This is a genomic window from Dietzia natronolimnaea (assembly GCF_002289575.1).
GTDB lineage: Bacteria > Actinomycetota > Actinomycetes > Mycobacteriales > Mycobacteriaceae > Dietzia > Dietzia natronolimnaea_A.
The window spans coordinates 42,750-60,093 of record NZ_NTGA01000007.1 but is presented as its reverse complement, the minus strand read 5'-3'; the positions used below and the strand labels follow the sequence as shown (position 1 = coordinate 60,093).

The window sequence follows — 17,344 nt, the reverse complement described above, 5'->3', positions numbered from 1 at the left end:
ACGGGAGTCCGCTTCGGAGCGCGGGCTGAGAGGACGGCCGGCCGGGCCGTCGACCGTAGAACCTGTCCGGGTCATGCCGGCGTAGGGAGCAGTGAGCATCATGGGCACACACACGTCCACCACCAGCGCAGATTCCACCTCGATCGAGTCCGTGACCTGCGGTCCGATCCACTCCAGCAGCAAGTCCTACCTTGAGATCCCGGCGGAGGGCATCACGCTGCGCGTGCCCGTCCGGCGGATCGCCCTGACCAATGGCACGTCGTTCGACGTCTACGACACCTCCGGCCCGTACACCGGGTACGCCGACGCCGGGCAGTGCCACGACCTCGCCTCCGGACTGCCGTCCACCCGTGACGAGTGGACGCACCCGGAGGCCGTGCCCGCCTCGTCGGAGGACCCCACGCCGGTCCGGACTCAGCTGGCCTGGGCCCGCGCGGGTCACATCACCCCGGAGATGCGCTTCATCGCCGCGCGCGAGGGGATAGACGTGGAGGTCGTGAGATCCGAGGTGGCCGCCGGCCGCGCGGTCATCCCGGCCAATCACCGCCACCCGGAGAGCGAGCCGATGATCATCGGCAAGCGCTTCCTCACCAAGATCAACGCCAACATCGGCAACTCCGCGGTCACCAGTTCGATCGCGGAGGAGGTCGAGAAGATGGTGTGGGCGTCCCGGTGGGGCGCGGACACCATCATGGACCTGTCCACCGGGCGGGACATCCACGAGACCCGCGAGTGGATCCTGCGCAACTCCCCCGTCCCCGTGGGCACCGTGCCGATCTACCAGGCGTTGGAGAAGGTCAACGGCGATCCGACCGCGCTGACCTGGGAACTCTACCGGGACACCGTCATCGAGCAGTGCGAACAGGGAGTGGACTACATGACGGTCCACGCGGGCGTGCTCCTGCGGTACGTCCCGCTCGCCGCCAAGCGCGTCACCGGGATCGTGTCGCGAGGCGGTTCGATCATGGCCGCGTGGTGCCTCGCGCACCACCGCGAGTCGTTCCTCTACACCCACTTCGGCGAGCTGTGCGAGATCCTCGCGCGCTACGACGTGACGTTCTCCCTCGGGGACGGCCTGAGGCCCGGGTCGATCGCGGACGCCAACGATGAGGCGCAGTTCGCCGAGCTCCGCACGCTGGGTGAGCTCACCCGGATCGCCAAGCGCCACGGCGTCCAGGTGATGATCGAGGGCCCCGGACACGTGCCGATGCACATGATCGTGGAGAACGTGCGCCTGGAGGAGGAGTGGTGCGAGGAGGCGCCCTTCTACACCCTGGGGCCGTTGGCCACGGACATCGCTCCGGGCTACGACCACATCACCTCCGCCATCGGGGCCGCGCGGATCGCCGAGGCGGGCACGGCGATGCTCTGCTACGTCACCCCCAAGGAGCACCTGGGCCTCCCCGATCGCGACGATGTCAAGACCGGCGTGATCACCTACAAGATCGCCGCGCACGCGTCGGACCTGGCCAAGGGCCATCCGGACGCGCAGGCGAGGGACGATGCGCTGAGCACCGCGCGGTTCGAGTTCCGGTGGAGGGACCAGTTCGCCCTGGCGCTCGACCCCGACACCGCGCTGGCGTACCACGATGCGACGCTGCCCGCCGAGCCGGCCAAGACGGCCCACTTCTGCTCGATGTGCGGACCCAAATTCTGCTCCATGCGGATCTCCCAGGACATCCGGGATTACGCCGCCGAGCACGGGCTCGACTCGGTCGAGGCGATCGAGGCGGGGATGGCCGAGAAGTCGGCGGAGTTCGCCGAACACGGCTCCCGCGTGTATCTACCGATCAGTGGAGGCTGACGGGCTGACCCGCCCGTGAGACGTGGGACGCGACGGCGTCAGACGTCTCACGCGGCGGGCCGCCTCAGGCGTCGCGGCGCAGGGTGATGACGAGGCCCAGAGCCCACAGGGCCACACAGACCCCGGCATACCAGGCGAAGGCCGGCCACTCGCCCCACGTGATGAACCCGCGGACGGACTCGCCCTGGGTCCAGAAGTCGCCGTTGGCGAACGGCATCCAGGCGGCGATGTCCTGCCCCACCCGGGGAATCAGCGAGACCATGCCCTCCAGGGCCAGCGTCCAGACCAGGAACAGCGAGATGGTGCCGGCGGCGTTGCGCATGATGTGCGCCAGGCCCATCACGGCGAGGGTGCCCAGCGCCGCGTAGACGGGGAACCGTACGAGGTATCTCAGGCCGTCGCCGGAGAACGGGGTCCAGGAGTCCAGTCCGGACAGTGCGCCCGCCACCAGCATCGCGATCACCACCGCGACCGCGGTCACGACCATGGACAGCACTGTGAACAGCACCGTCTTGGCCACTATGGCGGGCCACCGCGACGGCGTGGCCAGGAACGTGGCCTTGTTCGTGTGGAACCGGTACTCGCCGGTCACGGCGACGATCGCGGCGATCCATGCCAGGATCACAGTGAACGCGCTGACCCCCAGTATCGCGAACAGCGGGTCACCGCCGCCGCCGGGCGCACCGGCCACCGGTTCCCCGGTGGAGGTCTGCTCGAACTGGCCGATGATCGCGGCGAGGCCGACGGCGAGCACGATTCCCAGTCCGTAGAGCCAGTAGGCGCTCTTGGTGGTGGTGGCCTTGATCCACTCGGACTTCAACAGGTTCATCGGGTGGTCTCCTGACCGTGGTACTCGACGTCCTGGTCGGTGAGCGCCATGAAGGCCTCCTCGAGCGACGCCCGCTTCTCGTGCAGTTCGTGGACGGTGATCCCCAGGCTCGCGGCGAGGTCACCGACCCGGTGGGCCGGCAGCCCCTCGATGAGGAACACCCCCTCCTCGGGGTCGAAGGTGGCGTTGATCCCCTCCTCCCGGGCCGCGGCCGTGAACTCGTCGACGTGCGGCGTCCGCAGCAGGACCGATGACCGGGCCGCGGAGAGGAACTCCTCGACGGACGTCTGGGCGCGCAGGACCCCCCGGCCGATGACGACGAGATCCTGGGCCGTCTGAGCCATCTCCGACAACAGGTGGCTCGAGACGAGCACCGTCCGGCCCTCGGCGGCGCGGGCGTGCATGAAACGGCGGATCCAGAGGATTCCCTCGGGGTCGAGTCCGTTGACCGGTTCGTCGAACAGCAACACCTCGGGATCGCCGAGCATCGCGGTGGCCAGACCGAGCCGTTGCCGCATGCCCAGGGAGTAGCCACCCACCTTGCGGCCGGCCACCTCGGTCAGGCCGACCAGCGACAGCACCTCGTCGACGCGGCTGTCGGGCAGTCCGCCCGCGGCGGCGATCATCTTCAGGTGCGATCGCGCGGACCGGTTGGCGTGGGTCCACGACGCGTCGAGCAGGCACCCGACGGTGCGGATGGGATCCGCGAGCGTCCGGTACGGCTGGCCGTTGATCAGCGCCTCCCCCGACGTAGGGGTGTCCAGACCGACGATCATCCTCATGGTGGTGGACTTCCCGGCACCGTTCGGGCCGAGGAAGCCGGTGACGACGCCTGGCCGCACCACGAAGCTGAGGTCCTCGACCGCCGTAGCGGCGCCGAAGCGTTTGGTGAGATTGCGTACCTCGATCATGGGCTCCAGTGTGCCTGCCGTGGTCCGGATAGCGGGTTCCTCCCGCTCAGCTCCCGCCCAGGTGTGTCAGGGCTTACTCTCGTGACATGGACGACGCACGCGACGATCCCGGCCCTGACCTCCCGTCGATCCGTGCCTCGGACCACGAGCGTGAGGCGACGGCGCGGTTCCTCCAGCAGTCCTACTCGGAGGGACGGTTGACCCTGGCGGAGTTCGACGAGCGCACCACCAAGGCGTACGGGGCGCTGTTCCAGTCCGACCTGGCCGAGCTCACCCGCGACCTCTCCCCCGCCCGCGGTGACGGCGAGTCCCGACCCGGGCTCCACCACGATGCGGCACCCGAGCGGAGGGTCACCGGCGGCACCGGTCCGTCGTCGTCACTGGCGTTCATGGGTGGATGCGAGCGCAGGGGCGCGTGGACGCTCCCGGCCGAGCACACGGCGTTCGCCGTGATGGGCGGGGTCGAACTCGACCTGCGCCAGGCCTCTCTTCAGGCGCACGAGACCACGATCCGCGCCTTCGCGATCATGGGCGGGGTCGAGATCTATGTACCGGACGACATCCACGTCGTGGTCGAGGGGCTCGGTCTGATGGGCGGATTCGGCGAGGAGGCCGGCAGGTGGAAGCCCGACCCCCGACCGGTGCGGCAGGCCTCTCCGGGCGCCCCGGTCGTGCGGGTCACGGGGCTCGCGCTCATGGGCGGCGTGGAGGTGCGCAGGGTTCCCCGGACCCGGTAATCCCTCCGGGCGCCGTCGACAGAGCACCGGGCACGGGGCACGGGGCACTCTCACCCTGTCGACCCCGTCGGCGTCAGTCCACCGGCGGACTCGACGCCTGCGCCCAGAACCTCTTGGGGATACGTCCGGCGGCGCGGGCGGCGTGGCCTGCGCGGACGGCCTCCCGCATCGCCGCCGCCATGAGCGGCGGGTTCTCCGCGCGGGTCACGGCGGTGGCCAAGAGGACCCCGTCGCAGCCGAGTTCCATCGCCAGTGCCGCATCCGAGGCGGTGCCGATCCCGGCGTCGCAGATCACCGGCACCCCGGCGCGTTCGACGATCATCTCCAGGTTGTGCGGGTTGCAGATCCCCAGGCCGGTGCCGATGGGAGCGCCCAACGGCATCACGGCCGCGCAGCCGACGTCTTCCAGGCGGCGGGCCAGGACGGGGTCGTCGGTGGTGTAGGGCAGGACGACGAACCCGTCGTCGACCAGGTCCTCCGCGGCCTCCACCAGTTCCAGGGCGTCGGGCAGGAGCGTGCGTTCGTCGGCGATCACCTCGAGCTTGACCCAGTTGGTGCCCAGCGCCTCACGGGCGAGTCGCGCGGTCTTGACCGCCTCGGCGGCACCCCGGCAGCCGGCGGTGTTGGGCAGAGGCCGGATGCCGAGTTCGCGCAGCAGCCCGAGTAGCCCGAGCCCGTCGGACCCCAGTCGCAGGTCGACCTTGCGGATGGACACGGTGGTCAGTGCCGTCCCGGAGGCGATGAGGGACTCCCTCAGAACCTCCTGGTTACCGGCCCCGCCGGTGCCCATGATGAGGCGGGAACCCAGCTCCTCACCGGCGATGACCAGCGGCGAGCCCAGGACCTCGGCCGGGCCGGCGACCTCAGCCACCCTGGACCGCCGTGAGGACGTCCACCTCCGCTCCCGCGCCCAGTGCGGCCTGGTCCCAGCCCGAGCTGGGCACCACCACGCCGTCGACCGCCACGGCCACCCCCTCGTCGGGGAGGTCGAGTTCGGTGACGAGCACGCGGACGGTCGCGCCGTCGGCGAGTGTGCGGTCCTCGCCGTTCACGGTGACGATCATGGGGCCTCCTGCGGCACGGTCGTGACGTCCCGGGGTGGTGACGTGTGACCCCAGCGTAGTGGTCTGTGCCGGAGACCTCATCCGCGAGTGAAGCGGTCCGGCGCGGCGGCGCGCGCAGCCGCCGGGCCGCGCACGGCGTGCAACTCCGCCCAGACCGCCGCGACGGTCACCGGGGTGAGCGCGATGCCGTTGCGGCCATGACCGGTGGCGTGGATGAGGCGCGGGTCCCTGGGGTCGGCGCCGAGGAACGGCAGGTTGTCCGGCGACATCGGCCGGAGCCCGGCGATGGCCTCGGCCAGCTCGTACTCCCCGATCCCGGGGAAGATCGTCTCGGCGTCGGCGAGCAGGTCGCGCACCCCGGCGACCGTGACCTGCCGATCGTCTCCGTGCTCGTACTGCGTGGCGCCCACGACCAGACCGCCGTCGCGCGGCACCAGGTAGAGCGGCCTGCCGCGGACGAACGCCCGCACCACCCCTCGGGGCGGGTCCTCGCAGCCTGGCCGGGCGCGCAGCCGGAGCACCTCGCCCTTGACCGGGCGCACCGGCAACCCCGCCAGGTCGGCGGACCCGGAACCTGCGGCCAGGACGATGCGGTCCGCGTCGACGTCGTCGATCGAGGTCACCGCGCTGCGCACCCACCTCACGCCCTCGGCGCGGCACGCGCGGGTCAGGGCGGCCAGCAGGACGCGGTTGTCGACGGCCCCCTCGGAGTCCATCCGATAGGCGGCGCGGGCGACGCGGGCCAGGGACGGCTCGGCCTCGCGCAGCTCCCGCCGCGTGACCCGGCGCAGGTCGGCCTCGGTGATGCCGGGGCCCGGGTGCGACGCGGAGCACTGCAGTACGGCCGAACCCGGAAACACGGCGGAGCCCGGACGCGAGTCGGGGCCGTCGCGGGTGGGGTCCGGCTGGCGAGCGGCCCACTCCATGGCCATGTCGAGGTCCCGGGCGTCGGCCTCGTCCACGGCCAACATGTGGGTGCGGGTGGCGGTCCGGACGGGGGGACCGGGCGGGACGTAGGGTTCGAGCGCGCTCAGCATCTCCGGCCAGCGGCGGAGCGAGTCCACGCCGAGGGCGAACACCGCCTCCTCCCCCGGCCAGGCCTCACTGAACGGAGCGAGCATGCCGCCGGCCACCCACGCCGCGGCCGAGGAGGGCACCCCCTCGGGGCCGGAGTCGTCGGGCTCGTGAATCACCACCTCCGCGGCCAGCCCGGTCCTGGCGGCCGACCACGCGCAGGCCAGGCCGATCACCGAACCGCCGATCACGGCCAGCCGGCGGGCGCCGATCCTCGGGACGGCAGGTCCGGTGTCGGGAGTCACGTCGTCCAGACTAGTGGGGCCATCGCCTACGGTTACGCACATGACCGCCCACGCCGACCGACTCCGCTCCCGCCTCGCCGACGCCCGGCTCTACCTCTGCATCGACGCACGACGACACCTCGACGAGCAGGCGCGCGAGCAGGGGTGGTCCGGAGACTTCCCGGCGCTGCGCCGGGACGTCGCCGCCGCGCTGGCCGGTGGTGCGGACATCGTGCAACTGCGGGACAAGAACTCTCCCGGTGAACGTGGGGACGGTCCGCTGGAGGCCGCCTACGAGCTGCGCGCGCTGGCGGCGATGCGCGAGGTGTGCGACTCGCACGGTGCGTTGCTGGCCGTCAACGACCGGGCCGACGTGGCGGTGGCGTCGGGTGCGGACGTACTGCACGTGGGCCAGGACGACCTGCCGGTGGAATGGGCGCGCCGCGTGGTCGGCGACGACGTGGTGATAGGCCTGTCGTGCCATGCCCCCGGGGAGGTCGACGCCGCGGTGGCGGACCCGCAGGTCGACTACTTCTGCACCGGCCCGGTGTGGCCCACGCCCACCAAGCCCGGCCGCCACGCTCCGGGCCTGGACCTGGTGGGTCACGCTGCGGCGAGGGCGGACCACCCCGGGGCCAAGCCCTGGTTCGCCATCGGCGGGATCAACCGGCAGAACCTCCCCGACGTGCTGGCCGCGGGAGCCCGGCGGGCGGTGGTGGTCCGCGCGATCACCGACGCGGACGACCCCACGGCCGCGGCGCGCGACCTGCGCTCGGTGCTGGACTGACCCGCCACCACGCGGGGCGGTACAGGTCGCGGGCCGGCGAGTGCCCGGTCAGTCGGTGAGCTCCTTGGTCAGCGTCCTGCGCAGGACCTGACGGGGCTTGGCCTCGAGGTCGTCCCCACCTCGTCGTCGTCGTCCTCTCCGGCCCCAGGAGTCCGGCGCCAGGCCGGGTACGAGCGTCAGCACCCTCCCCAGGCCGCGTGCGGGCCACTCCACGTACGCGTGTTCCACCTTGACGGTGGCGCGACGGCCGCGCAGCACAAGGGTCATGACCCCGTTGTGGAACCAGATCCCGTCGGTGACGTCCCACCTCACCTGTGGCTCGCGCACACCGACCACCTCGGCGAGCCGGCGGGTCAGCGCGGGCGCGGGATTCCGGACCGAGATCCGGTTGACCATCCGGATCGACTTCTGTAGAGGATTGCGGAACGGGGACATGACCAACTGGTGGACCCTGGTGGGCGAGTTCCGCGCCCGGGGCGCGGTGAGGTCGACCTCCTCCAGATACGAGCAGTGGACATCCCCGCCCAGCATGAGGATCGACGCGGGCGGGCGGCCGTGGTCCCCGGCCGCGACCTCGGTGAGCAATCCGATCAGGTCGTCGAAACTGTTCCGGAACGCCGCCCAGTGTTCGAGGTCGACGGTCAGACGCACCCACTCACCGATCCGGGCGGACAGCGGTTTGTCCGGTCGGTCGCGGCTCACCGCCTCGTTCCACCCCTCCAGGTGGTGCAGCGCCGGCAGCATGAAGGCGGGCAGGGACGACGCGATCACCAGGTGGTCGACCTCGGCCCCCAGGCAGGCCTCCCGCGCCCACTCCCACTCCCGCGGATCCATCACTCGTCGGTCACCGGGGTCCAACCGACGAGAGGCACGCACGTCGAGCATCACCACCCGCACCCGGCCGAAGTCGCGGCGGAAGCTCCACCGCGCGGTATCGCGGTCGGCGTCGGCGGACAGGGCGAAATCGTCGAGGATCCGCTCGCGTTCGGCATCGGATCCCGCGGACCGCACCGCCTGATACACCGCGTCGGCCTCCAACTCCCACGGCGCGAGATTGCCCAGGTGCTGGTAGACGAAGTAGCTGGCGAACGCCCCCTTCACGCGCTCAGGCCACCACGGCTGGGCCGTCATCTCCCGGCGCCAGGCGTGCGAGGAGTTCCAGTCGTCGCGCAGGTCGTGGTCGTCGAGGATCATGCAGCTGGGCACGGTCGACAGCAGCCAGCGGACATCCGGGTCCCGCCACGACTCGTGGTACAGCCAGGAGTACTCCTCGAAGTCGCAGATCTCCCCGGACACGTCGCGGTCACCGCCGTCCCCGGCGGAGTCGCGCACCGACCGCGGCCCCTGACCGGCACGGCGACGCGCGGCCAGCCGCTCGGTGATCTCGCGGCTGGGGATGTCGGCGTACACCTGGTCGCCGAGCAGCAGCATGGCATCGGGCCAGTCGTCGTGCGGCGTGCGGGCCATCTGGTGCGCCAGCGCGACCAGCGCGTCGGCCCCGATCCGGCGCAACGCCACCGGGGTCTGGCTCTCACCACGCCGACAGGACCCGAAGGCCAGGCGGACGGTGTCGTCGGCCCTCGGGGTGCGGATGACACTGGGGCGCTCCGGTTCCACGGGCCAGGCGGGCGCGCCGTCGAGCGCCACCTGGTAGGGCGTCTCCACCCCGGGCTCGAGATCACGCAGGTGCAGCACCGCGAAGTGGTGCCCGTGGACACCCCACGATCGCTCGGAGGCCTCACTGTCCCCGGCCCGGATCGTCACCGTGCACGGCGCGGACACCTCGAGCCACACCGTCGCGTCCGTGCTGTCGACGTACCGCAGCATGGGTCCGACCAGGATCTCGGGCGGCGTGGGGGGCTGAGTCATTGCACCAGTGTGCACCCGGCCCGCGGCGTGGCGTGTGCTACGGCAGCGGAAGGGGCGCAGTCCCTAGTCGAGCAGGGCGCAGTCCCTAGTCGAGCAGAGCTCGGGGGCCGACGGCGACGACGCCCGGCGGCAGTCTGGCCCGCAGCCCCCGGTCGGCCGTCACCACGACCACCCGGCGGGACCCGCCCGCCTCACCCTCACCGGCCCCGTCTCCGGCGGGCACGGCAGCGGGCCCTGTATCGAGATCTATATCAATGCCTGGGGCGAGATCCGTGGCGAGATCGGTGGCGAGGTCGACGATCGCGTCGTCGCCCGAACCGGACGCGCGGTGGACGACGAACGGACCGGAGTGCTCGGCCCGTCTGGCGGCCCCCTCGATCACGGCGTGCGCGCGGGCCACCCACCCGAACCCGTCGGGCAGCTCGACCGTCCGGGGCATGGTCGTACTCAGCTCCTCGAGCAGACGCGCGGTGGCGCCGGCCCGATCCCTCCACCACCCGTCCGGCCGGGAGCCCAGGACGTTGGCCACGTCCACCACGAGTTCCACCGGTCGGGAGCGGAGCCCGTTCGCCCAGGCCTGGGCGAACGCGGGCATCAGTGGCAGATCGGCGACCCGGGTCTCGGGCACCCACCGCAGTTCCAGACTCTCGTTGTTCGGCACCGTCTCCAGCGCGCGCGGGGCGTCGGCGACCACGGTCGTGTACGTCCACTCCACCGCGTCGGTCGACTCCTGCACCAGCGGCGGGATCGTCCGGGCGCGGACCGCCGGATCGTCCGAGTGCTTCTGGTCGGGCCGCAGGCGACGCATCATCTCGGACACGTGGCGCATGTCCAGCCCGGGCCGGTGCCACACCGTGCCGGGCATCCGAGACGTCACCCGCACGGCCCGGACCACCACGTCGGCGGGCCTGATCTCGGCCTCCTCCTGCGTCTCCCGCAGGGCCGCCTGCGACGCGTCCTCCGAGGAGTCACGCGCTCCTCCGGGCAGGGCCCAGGTGTCACCGGAGGCCGTCCACACCGCACGGTGCTGCAACAGGACGAGCGGGATGTCCGGATCCGTCGGATCGGCCGCGCGCAGGAGCAGGCCCGCGGCACCAAAGCGTCCCCATCGTCGGTCGCCGCCCGCGGACACGACCCAGCCGTTACCGTCACCCTCACTCGTGGCCACTGGTCCTCCACTCCACCGGACGCCTCACCGGATCGGATCCGCCCCGGATCGGGCGGAACCGCGCACTCCTCGTCCAGTCTGCCCGACGCCGCCGCGCCACTTCACTAACCTGGGACACACGCCCACCGGATCCCCGGCATCGGCGGTGAGAGAACCGGGAGGTGAGTGACCAGATGGGCCTCCCGACCCTCACGCAGAGACGCGACGCGAGGCCCGGCTCGCAGCCGGGTTCCGCTCCGGGCGCGCGCTCCGGGTCCACTCCGGGGGCGGGCGGGGGTCCCGGCGGGGGCACGTCCGTGGGATCCGGCTCCGAGGACATCGCGTTCAGCCGCCGACGTCCGGTGCGTCGCCGGGCCGCACGGTTCTGGAACGACGCCCTCACCACGCCGGGTCGGATGTCGGTCTTCGCGGTGGTCGCGATCGTGGCGGTGCTGTTCGGCGGCACCGTGGCGTCGCAGACCATCACCCAACGCCAGAGCCACCACGAGACCCTGCTGGCCGAGGTCGAGCCCGTGGCCAACGCCTCCCAGACCCTGTACAGCTCCCTGACCATCGCCGACTCGGCGGCCAACACCGCGTTCATCACCGGGGGTATCGAACCCGCCGAGCTCAGGGATCGCTACCTGCAGGCCATCGCCGCCTCCTCGGCGTCGATCATCGCCGCCTCGCAGGGCCTCGACCGCTCGGACGAGGAGTCGATCGACCAACTCGCGCACATCAACGCCCAGTTGACCACCTACACCGGACTCGTGGAGACGGCCCGGACCAACAACCGGGTCGCCAACCCGGTCGGTTCGGCGTACCTCGCGTCGGCCTCCACCCTCATGCAGGACACGATCCTTCCCGCGGCCGCCGACCTGTACGACCGCCAGTCGACTTCCGTCGGGGAGTCCGACCGCGAGTGGTCCTCGCCGCCATGGGGATCCTTCGTGCTGCTGGGGCTGGCGATCGCGGTGCTGGTGCTGCTGCAACAGTGGTTGTGGAAGATCACCGGGCGGCGGGTCAACCCCGCGTTGGCGCTGGCCTCGGTGCTCATGGTGGCGACCTTCCTGCTCACCATGATCGCCGGGTTCCTGGCCGCCAACAACAACGCGCGCGGACTGTCCGAGGGCGCGGCTCCGATGAACGAACTGACCCGACAGCGGATCAACGCCCAGAAGGTGCGCGCGCAGGAGACGTTGAACCTGGTGCGGCGGACCGATCCCGAGGGGTCCGCGGCCGAACGGGCCGCCATCCTGGGCGGCGTCCGCGACACGTTGACCGTCTACCTCGACTCCGACGAGGAGTCCCGCAGCCGCACCAGCCTGGACGGAGACGGCGCCGTCACCAGCGCGATCGAGGCCCTGGACGAGTGGATGGCCGCGCAGAACCGCGCGGATTCGCTGTATCAGCAAGGTGACTACCAGGGGGCGATCCTCATCTCCTCGGGACAGGGCGAGGGCGATTCGGGGGCCGCCTTCGACGAGTTCGACGAGTCGATGCAGGACGCGATCGAGGAGGCCCGCGACACCCTGCGCACACGTATCGACAACGCACGGCGTACCTCTGCCACAGGGCCGGACCTCATCATGGCGTTGTCCGCGCTCGCCGCCTTCGCCGTCATCGTGGGGATCGCCCCCCGGATCAGGGAGTACCTGTGAGTGCGCGGGGGACGTGGCGGTCCGGGGGGAGCGCCGGGCGGCGGGCCGCCCGCGTGGTGACCGGGGGTGTCCTGGTGGCCGCCCTGGCGGTCTCCGGCGCGTGTGGGGTCGACGACGACGACGAGGCGCGCGGTGACGACGGCGGGCCGGGCCGGGAGACGGCCTCGGTGGTGACCGGATCCGATTACGTCGGCATCCCCGAGGTCTCCGCAGTGATGCCGCTCCCGGCCGGAGCGGTCGTCACCACCGAGAGTCCGACGGGTCTACCCCAGGTCTCGGCGGACGAGTCCTGCGACCCGCTCCCGAGCCTGCGCCCGGATGACGCCACACCCGAGGAACGCGTCCCCCGCATCCGCGATCGGGGACGGTTGATCGTGGGCCTGGACCAGGGGTCCAACCTGTTCTCCTTCCGTGACCCGGCCACCGGTCAGCTCACCGGCTTCGACGTGGACCTGGCCCGGGAGATCGCCCGGGACATCTTCGGGGATCCCGGCCAGGTGGAGTTCCGGTCCCTGACCTCGGCCAATCGGATCGAGGCGTTGGAGAACAACCAGGTCGACGTGGTGATCAGGTCGATGTCCATCACCTGCGCGCGCCGGGAGGTGATCACCTTCTCGGTGCCGTATTACCGCGCCTACCAGCGTGTGCTGGCCGTGCGGGGCTCCGGGATCACCGAGATCGAGCACCTCGAGGGCCGGCGGGTGTGCGTGGCGGCGGGAACCACGTCGGCCTCCCGCCTGTGGGAGGAGCTGGACCGGCTCACGGTGCTGTCGGTCAACACGTGGGCCGACTGCCTGGTGGCCATCCAACAGAACCAGGTGGACGCCATCACCACCGACGACGCCATCCTGGTGGGCATCACCGCCCAGGATCCGTACCTGGAGATCGTCGGCCCGCAGCTCAACGCGGAGCCGTACGGGGTGGGCATCGCCAAGTCGACCCCCGGGAACGACACGGATGGTCTGGTCCGGCAGGTCAACTCGACGCTCGAGCGGATCCGGGCCGATGGAACGTGGAACCAGATGTACTCCACCTGGCTCTCCGGACTGGGCCCGAGCCCCGGGATGCCCGCGCCGACCTACGTGCCGGAGGAACCGCGATGAGCTACCGCGGCGCGGATGACGGACCCGCCCCCGACGAGCCGACCGCCGGAACCCAGGCCACGTTCCGGCCCGAGCCGACGCAGGACACGTCGGCCGTGGCCGTCACGGGCGCGATGCCCGCCACCGGGGCGATGCCCGCCACCGGCGCGATGCCCGCCACCGGGGCGATGGAAGCGACCGGGGCGATGGCGGCGACCGGCGCCATCGCGGCCACGGGCGTCGTCTCGATGACCGGATACCTCGAGGACTCCGGCGGCACCCCGGTCACCGATGCGGACGAGGCGGGCGCCGTCACCGGACCCGTGTCCACCGAGGACGCCACCGAGGACCCCGAGTCGCGCACCCGCGCGGTCCCCGTGGAGCGGCCCTCCGCCCGAACCGGCGACCTACCCACCGGTGACCGCGCCGGCTCGGCGCCGTTCCGGATGCGACAGCCCAGTAAGCCCGAGGACCGACCGAGCCCGGCGTCTGAGGGGCTGGTGGACCTGCCCTACATCATCCCGGTGGATCCCCACTCGGCCATGCTCTCGCCGGAGGACATCGAGGCGGAGTGCGAGGCCTCCGACGGACGACTCCCGCGGCCCGAACTCCGACCCGGCGACGTGGTGGCTGACCAGTACGAGGTCCGCGGCGCGCTCGCTCACGGTGGGATGGGCTGGATCTACCTCGCCGTCGACCACAACGTGTCCGACCGGTGGGTCGTGCTCAAGGGCCTGCTCCACGCCGACCAGGCGGAGGCGCAGGAGGTGGCGGTGGCGGAGCGGGAGATCCTGGCCGAACTCTCCCACCCGTCGATCGTGAGGATCTACAACTTCATCCACGACGACTGGGCCACCTCGCCCACCCACGGCGGTTACATCGTCATGGAGTACGTCGGCGGGCCCAGCCTGCGGGACGTGCGCAGGTCGGCGCCCGGCCGCGTCCTGCCGGTGGAGAAGGCGATCGCGTACGTCCTCGAGGCTCTCACAGCGCTGTCCTACCTGCACTCCGTGGGGCTGGTCTACAACGACCTCAAGCCCGAGAACATCATGCTCACGGAGGACCACGTCAAGCTCATCGACATGGGCGCGGTCTCGGGCGTCGGTGACTACGGGCACATCTACGGCACACCGGGCTTCCAGGCGCCGGAGATCCCCGAGACCGGCCCCACCATCGCCTCCGACCTCTACACCGTGGGGCGCACCCTGGCGTCGTTGATCGTCCGTCTGCCGGTGGTCGACGGCCGCTACGCAGACGGGATCCCCTCCCCCGTCGAGGAGCCGGTGTTCAGCCGGTACGACTCGCTCTACCGCTTCCTGTTGCGCTCCACCAGCGAGGACCCGAGCACCCGGTTCCGCAGCGCCAACGGGATGGCCGGCCAGCTGATGGGCGTCTTGCGCGAGGTCCTCGCGCTGCGTACCGGGATCCCGCATCCCGCGTTCTCCTCGGTGTTCTCACCACAGCGGTCCACGTTCGGCACGTTGTTCACGGTGGAGCCGACCGATTTCCTCGTCGACGGTCACGCCCGCGACACCACCCTGACCGGCGCCGAGCTCGTCGACGCCCTGCCCGTGCCGCTGATGGAGTCCTCCGATCCCGCCGGGCGCATCCTGGCCGCCACCTCCTACACCTCCGTGGAGCAGCGGATCGACACGCTCCGCGAGCTGTACTCGGACTACGAGTCCGAGGCCCACGACAGCGTGGGGGTGATCATGTCGCTCGCCCGCGCCTACCTCGAGAGCGGAGACCTCGCCTCGGCCGAGGCGTTGCTGGAGGAGAACTCCGATCGGCTCCGCTCGGAGTGGCGCCTGGTCTGGTACGTCGGGGTGATCGCCCTGCTCAAGGGGGATCCCGTGGGTGCCTATCCGAAGTTCCAGCAGGTGTTGTCGGCCATGCCGGGGGAGAACGGGCCCAAGCTGGCGCTCGCGGCGACCGCCGAGCTCATCCTCGACGTCTGCCCGGAGGCGGACCGGGCACGGTGGGCGCGGTCGAGCGAGCACTTCTACCGCACGGTGTGGTCCGTGGACCGGTCGGTGGTCAGTTCCGCATTCGGGTTGGCGCGGCAGCTGCAGAGGCGCGGAGAGGTCGCGGCAGCGATCGAGGAGCTGGACCGGGTCCCGCCCAACTCGCGGTACTCGGCCCTGGCCAATCTCACCGCGATCCTGCTGCTGTGCCAGGGGCGGCCCCTGCGGGAGACCGAGGAATCCCACCTACGCGAGGCCGCCCGCCGCGTCGCCAACCTGTCCGCCGGTGAGCACCGGGCCGTCCAGATCCGCCTCACCGTGCTGACCACGGCACTGAGTTGGATCCAGCTCCCCGGAAACGACCCCTCACCTTCGCCACTGATGCGCGGGGTGCCGTTCACCGAGTTCGGTCTGAGAACGGGCGCGGAGACGGTGTTGCGGTCGCTCGCGCGGTCCACCGAGACCCGACAGCAGCGCTTCCGGTTGGTGGACCAGGCCAACAGCATCCGGCCTCGAACCCTGTTCTGACGCCGTCAGGGTGTCGGATCCCCGGACCTCGGATGCCCGGCGATCGGTTTCCCGGTGTCCGGACCCCGGCCCTCGGGTCCCCACCTCTCGTCGTCTCAGTCCTCGGGCTCGCGGCGCCGCCGGCTGGCCAGCAGGATCAGGGTCACTCCCGCCGCAGCGGCGGTGAGGGCCCAGAGCAGCAGTTCCGTCGCTCCCACACCGGTCTCCGCCAGCGACCCGTGCACCTGGGAGTTGGCACGCGACCATTCCGACGACGGCGCGCCCTCGCGCGGCGTCACCACGTTCGCGGGGAGCTCGCCGGTGCCACCGGGGCCCGCCGGGGAGGACGGGGAGCGCGGCGGGGACACGGGCGCAGAGTCGCCGGGTGCGGAACCGGATGAGGCCGAGCCGTCGGATGACCCGTCCGGGGACCCGCCGGCCGACCCACCGGGCCATCCACCCGTCCCTCCACCCAGTGAGCCGCCGAGTGAGTCCCCGATCACCCCACCCAGGGACCCACCCAGGGACCCGAGCGCCGGACCCAGGATGAGTCCGATCACCCCGACGATCACCACCGGCCAGATGAGGTCGGGCAGGTCCACGGAGCCACCGCCGGGTCCGGGACGGATCACCACTCGTCGAACGGACTCGTAGGTGGCCCCGTCGGGCAGGGTGACGGTGAACCCGATGTCGTAGGTCCCGGCCCTCGTGGGCGTGCCCACCAGGACCCCGTCCTCGAGCCTGAGACCGGGCGGGAGGGTCGAGTGATCCACGTCGAGCACACTCCCCTCGGACGCCAAAGGCAGGAACGGCTCGGGCCCGAAGCTCCGGCCGATCCTGCCGTCGGGCAGGCGGTTGACCGGGTCGGTGGGGTCGAGGCCGAGCTGGTCCTCGACGAGGTCGGGCAGACCGTCTCCGTCGGTGTCCACCACACCGATGTCGGAGAAGGACACCCAGATCATCGGACTCACGCTCTGCCGCTGCGTGTAGTTCTCCACATCGAGGGGCACTGACACCTGGTCGACCACCGTCGCCGTCTGCCCGGGAGCGAGGTCGAGAGCCGCCACCGTAGTCCCGCGAGCCGGGGACTCGTCGGCGCGGGGCGTGTCGGCGCCGTAGAGGGTCACGGTCCGGGAGTCGACCTCAACGGCGCCTGTGAGGGTGCTGCCCACGTCGAACTCGGCCTCGCCGGAGACGAGGTAGTCGCCGACCCCCACCGCGTATCGCCCGGTCCGCCCTGTCAAGGTGGCGTTGCGGACGTGATAGGTCCTGTCGATCGACTGGCCCGGCGCCATCGAACACGGGTCCACCCCGGGGGTGCCCCCGATCGCACCCTCGGGATCGGTGTGCGCGGGCCCGCCGGCGAGGTCGCACCCCCACGACCCCAGGACGAGGTCCGGCGCGTCCGACCACGTGGTGCCGTCGAGGGAGAACTCGAGGTCGGTATGAGCGTCCAGGGGCGAGGCGGAGACGGCCCGGGCGACGGATGCTCCGCCGAGCACCAGGGTGACCGCGGCCGCGAGGGCGACAGGGATCAGACCGCTCCTTCGACGACGGCGTGGCCGGCCGCGCCGCGATTCGCGGGCGGGTTCGGCGGCACTCTCGGCAGCGCATCCGGCGGCAGGCTCGGATCCTGGAGGTTTCGTCATCGACCAGCTTCGTCAGTACCGGCCTGACGCGCGGG

General features: G+C 71.4%; 14 protein-coding genes. 6 read left to right on the top strand and 8 right to left on the bottom strand.

Features of this window, described 5'->3' with window-relative positions; genetic code table 11:
* The first annotated feature begins 100 nt into the window (after positions 1 to 100).
* Entirely contained in the window at positions 101 to 1,804 is a 1,704-nt protein-coding gene (thiC, locus tag CEY15_RS04070; protein WP_095717533.1) for a phosphomethylpyrimidine synthase ThiC, read from the top strand.
* 64 nt (positions 1,805 to 1,868) lie between these two features.
* Here the strand turns inward: thiC and CEY15_RS04065 are convergent, their stop codons facing one another.
* The gene (locus CEY15_RS04065; protein WP_095717418.1) at positions 1,869 to 2,633 is read right to left on the bottom strand and encodes an ABC transporter permease; all 765 of its coding nucleotides are present in this window, start codon (positions 2,631 to 2,633) and stop codon (positions 1,869 to 1,871) included.
* On the bottom strand, positions 2,630 to 3,544 hold the full coding sequence (locus CEY15_RS04060; protein WP_095717417.1) for an ABC transporter ATP-binding protein: 915 nt from the start codon (positions 3,542 to 3,544) through the stop codon (positions 2,630 to 2,632). The genes CEY15_RS04065 and CEY15_RS04060 overlap by 4 nt, the downstream gene beginning before the upstream one ends.
* Before the next feature lie 86 nt (positions 3,545 to 3,630).
* Between CEY15_RS04060 and CEY15_RS04055 the strand changes: the two genes are divergently transcribed.
* Positions 3,631 to 4,281 (top strand): DUF1707 SHOCT-like domain-containing protein, encoded by a 651-nt coding sequence (locus CEY15_RS04055; protein WP_095717416.1) that lies wholly within the window; start codon positions 3,631 to 3,633, stop codon positions 4,279 to 4,281.
* Positions 4,282 to 4,354: 73 nt separating this feature from the next.
* On the opposite strand, the gene CEY15_RS04050 is transcribed toward CEY15_RS04055, so the two are convergent.
* From CEY15_RS04050 to CEY15_RS04040, 3 genes are all read right to left on the bottom strand, one after another.
* Positions 4,355 to 5,122: a thiazole synthase gene (locus CEY15_RS04050; RefSeq protein WP_256378857.1), complete on the bottom strand. Its 768-nt coding sequence runs from the start codon at positions 5,120 to 5,122 to the stop codon at positions 4,355 to 4,357.
* Between the two features lie 22 nt (positions 5,123 to 5,144).
* A complete protein-coding gene (gene thiS, locus CEY15_RS04045) occupies positions 5,145 to 5,345 on the bottom strand; it encodes a sulfur carrier protein ThiS (protein WP_017837853.1) in 201 nt (66 codons plus the stop codon).
* 77 nt (positions 5,346 to 5,422) lie between these two features.
* Complete coding sequence (locus CEY15_RS04040; RefSeq protein ID WP_095717415.1) at positions 5,423 to 6,664, bottom strand: FAD-dependent oxidoreductase; 1,242 nt, start codon at positions 6,662 to 6,664, stop codon at positions 5,423 to 5,425.
* A 40-nt stretch (positions 6,665 to 6,704) separates the two neighbouring features.
* On the opposite strand from CEY15_RS04040, the gene thiE reads away from it, so the two are divergent.
* Positions 6,705 to 7,430, top strand: a complete 726-nt coding sequence (gene thiE, locus CEY15_RS04035) for a thiamine phosphate synthase (protein ID WP_095717414.1) — start codon at positions 6,705 to 6,707, stop codon at positions 7,428 to 7,430.
* A 48-nt stretch (positions 7,431 to 7,478) separates the two neighbouring features.
* Here the strand turns inward: thiE and CEY15_RS04030 are convergent, their stop codons facing one another.
* Together CEY15_RS04030 and CEY15_RS04025 are read right to left on the bottom strand one after the other, a co-directional pair.
* Positions 7,479 to 9,299, bottom strand: a complete 1,821-nt coding sequence (locus CEY15_RS04030; protein WP_095717413.1) for an alkaline phosphatase D family protein — start codon at positions 9,297 to 9,299, stop codon at positions 7,479 to 7,481.
* 85 nt (positions 9,300 to 9,384) lie between these two features.
* Positions 9,385 to 10,467 (bottom strand): NUDIX domain-containing protein, encoded by a 1,083-nt coding sequence (locus CEY15_RS04025; RefSeq protein ID WP_245847232.1) that lies wholly within the window; start codon positions 10,465 to 10,467, stop codon positions 9,385 to 9,387.
* Positions 10,468 to 10,628: 161 nt separating this feature from the next.
* Between CEY15_RS04025 and CEY15_RS04020 the strand changes: the two genes are divergently transcribed.
* The 3 genes from CEY15_RS04020 to CEY15_RS04010 are packed head-to-tail and all read left to right on the top strand — an operon-like array spanning position 10,629 to position 15,681.
* On the top strand, positions 10,629 to 12,107 hold the full coding sequence (locus CEY15_RS04020) for a hypothetical protein (RefSeq protein ID WP_245847229.1): 1,479 nt from the start codon (positions 10,629 to 10,631) through the stop codon (positions 12,105 to 12,107).
* Positions 12,104 to 13,210 (top strand): glutamate ABC transporter substrate-binding protein, encoded by a 1,107-nt coding sequence (locus tag CEY15_RS04015; RefSeq protein WP_428844182.1) that lies wholly within the window; start codon positions 12,104 to 12,106, stop codon positions 13,208 to 13,210. Before CEY15_RS04020 ends, CEY15_RS04015 begins: the two co-directional genes overlap by 4 nt.
* Positions 13,207 to 15,681: a serine/threonine protein kinase gene (locus CEY15_RS04010; protein ID WP_095717410.1), complete on the top strand. Its 2,475-nt coding sequence runs from the start codon at positions 13,207 to 13,209 to the stop codon at positions 15,679 to 15,681. Before CEY15_RS04015 ends, CEY15_RS04010 begins: the two co-directional genes overlap by 4 nt.
* A gap of 95 nt (positions 15,682 to 15,776) precedes the next feature.
* Here the strand turns inward: CEY15_RS04010 and CEY15_RS04005 are convergent, their stop codons facing one another.
* Positions 15,777 to 17,162 carry a thrombospondin type 3 repeat-containing protein gene (locus CEY15_RS04005; RefSeq protein ID WP_095717409.1) on the bottom strand — a complete coding sequence of 462 codons (1,386 nt, stop codon included), beginning with the start codon at positions 17,160 to 17,162 and terminating at the stop codon, positions 15,777 to 15,779.
* Positions 17,163 to 17,344: the final 182 nt, after the last annotated feature.

Coding starts and splice junctions, on each gene's coding strand:
- thiC (WP_095717533.1), top strand. CDS start 101: ATGGGCACACACACGTCCACCACCAGCGCAGATTCCACCTCGATCGAG.
- CEY15_RS04065 (WP_095717418.1), bottom strand. CDS start 2,633: ATGAACCTGTTGAAGTCCGAGTGGATCAAGGCCACCACCACCAAGAGC.
- CEY15_RS04060 (WP_095717417.1), bottom strand. CDS start 3,544: ATGATCGAGGTACGCAATCTCACCAAACGCTTCGGCGCCGCTACGGCG.
- CEY15_RS04055 (WP_095717416.1), top strand. CDS start 3,631: ATGGACGACGCACGCGACGATCCCGGCCCTGACCTCCCGTCGATCCGT.
- thiS (WP_017837853.1), bottom strand. CDS start 5,345: ATGATCGTCACCGTGAACGGCGAGGACCGCACACTCGCCGACGGCGCG.
- thiE (WP_095717414.1), top strand. CDS start 6,705: ATGACCGCCCACGCCGACCGACTCCGCTCCCGCCTCGCCGACGCCCGG.
- CEY15_RS04030 (WP_095717413.1), bottom strand. CDS start 9,299: ATGACTCAGCCCCCCACGCCGCCCGAGATCCTGGTCGGACCCATGCTG.
- CEY15_RS04010 (WP_095717410.1), top strand. CDS start 13,207: ATGAGCTACCGCGGCGCGGATGACGGACCCGCCCCCGACGAGCCGACC.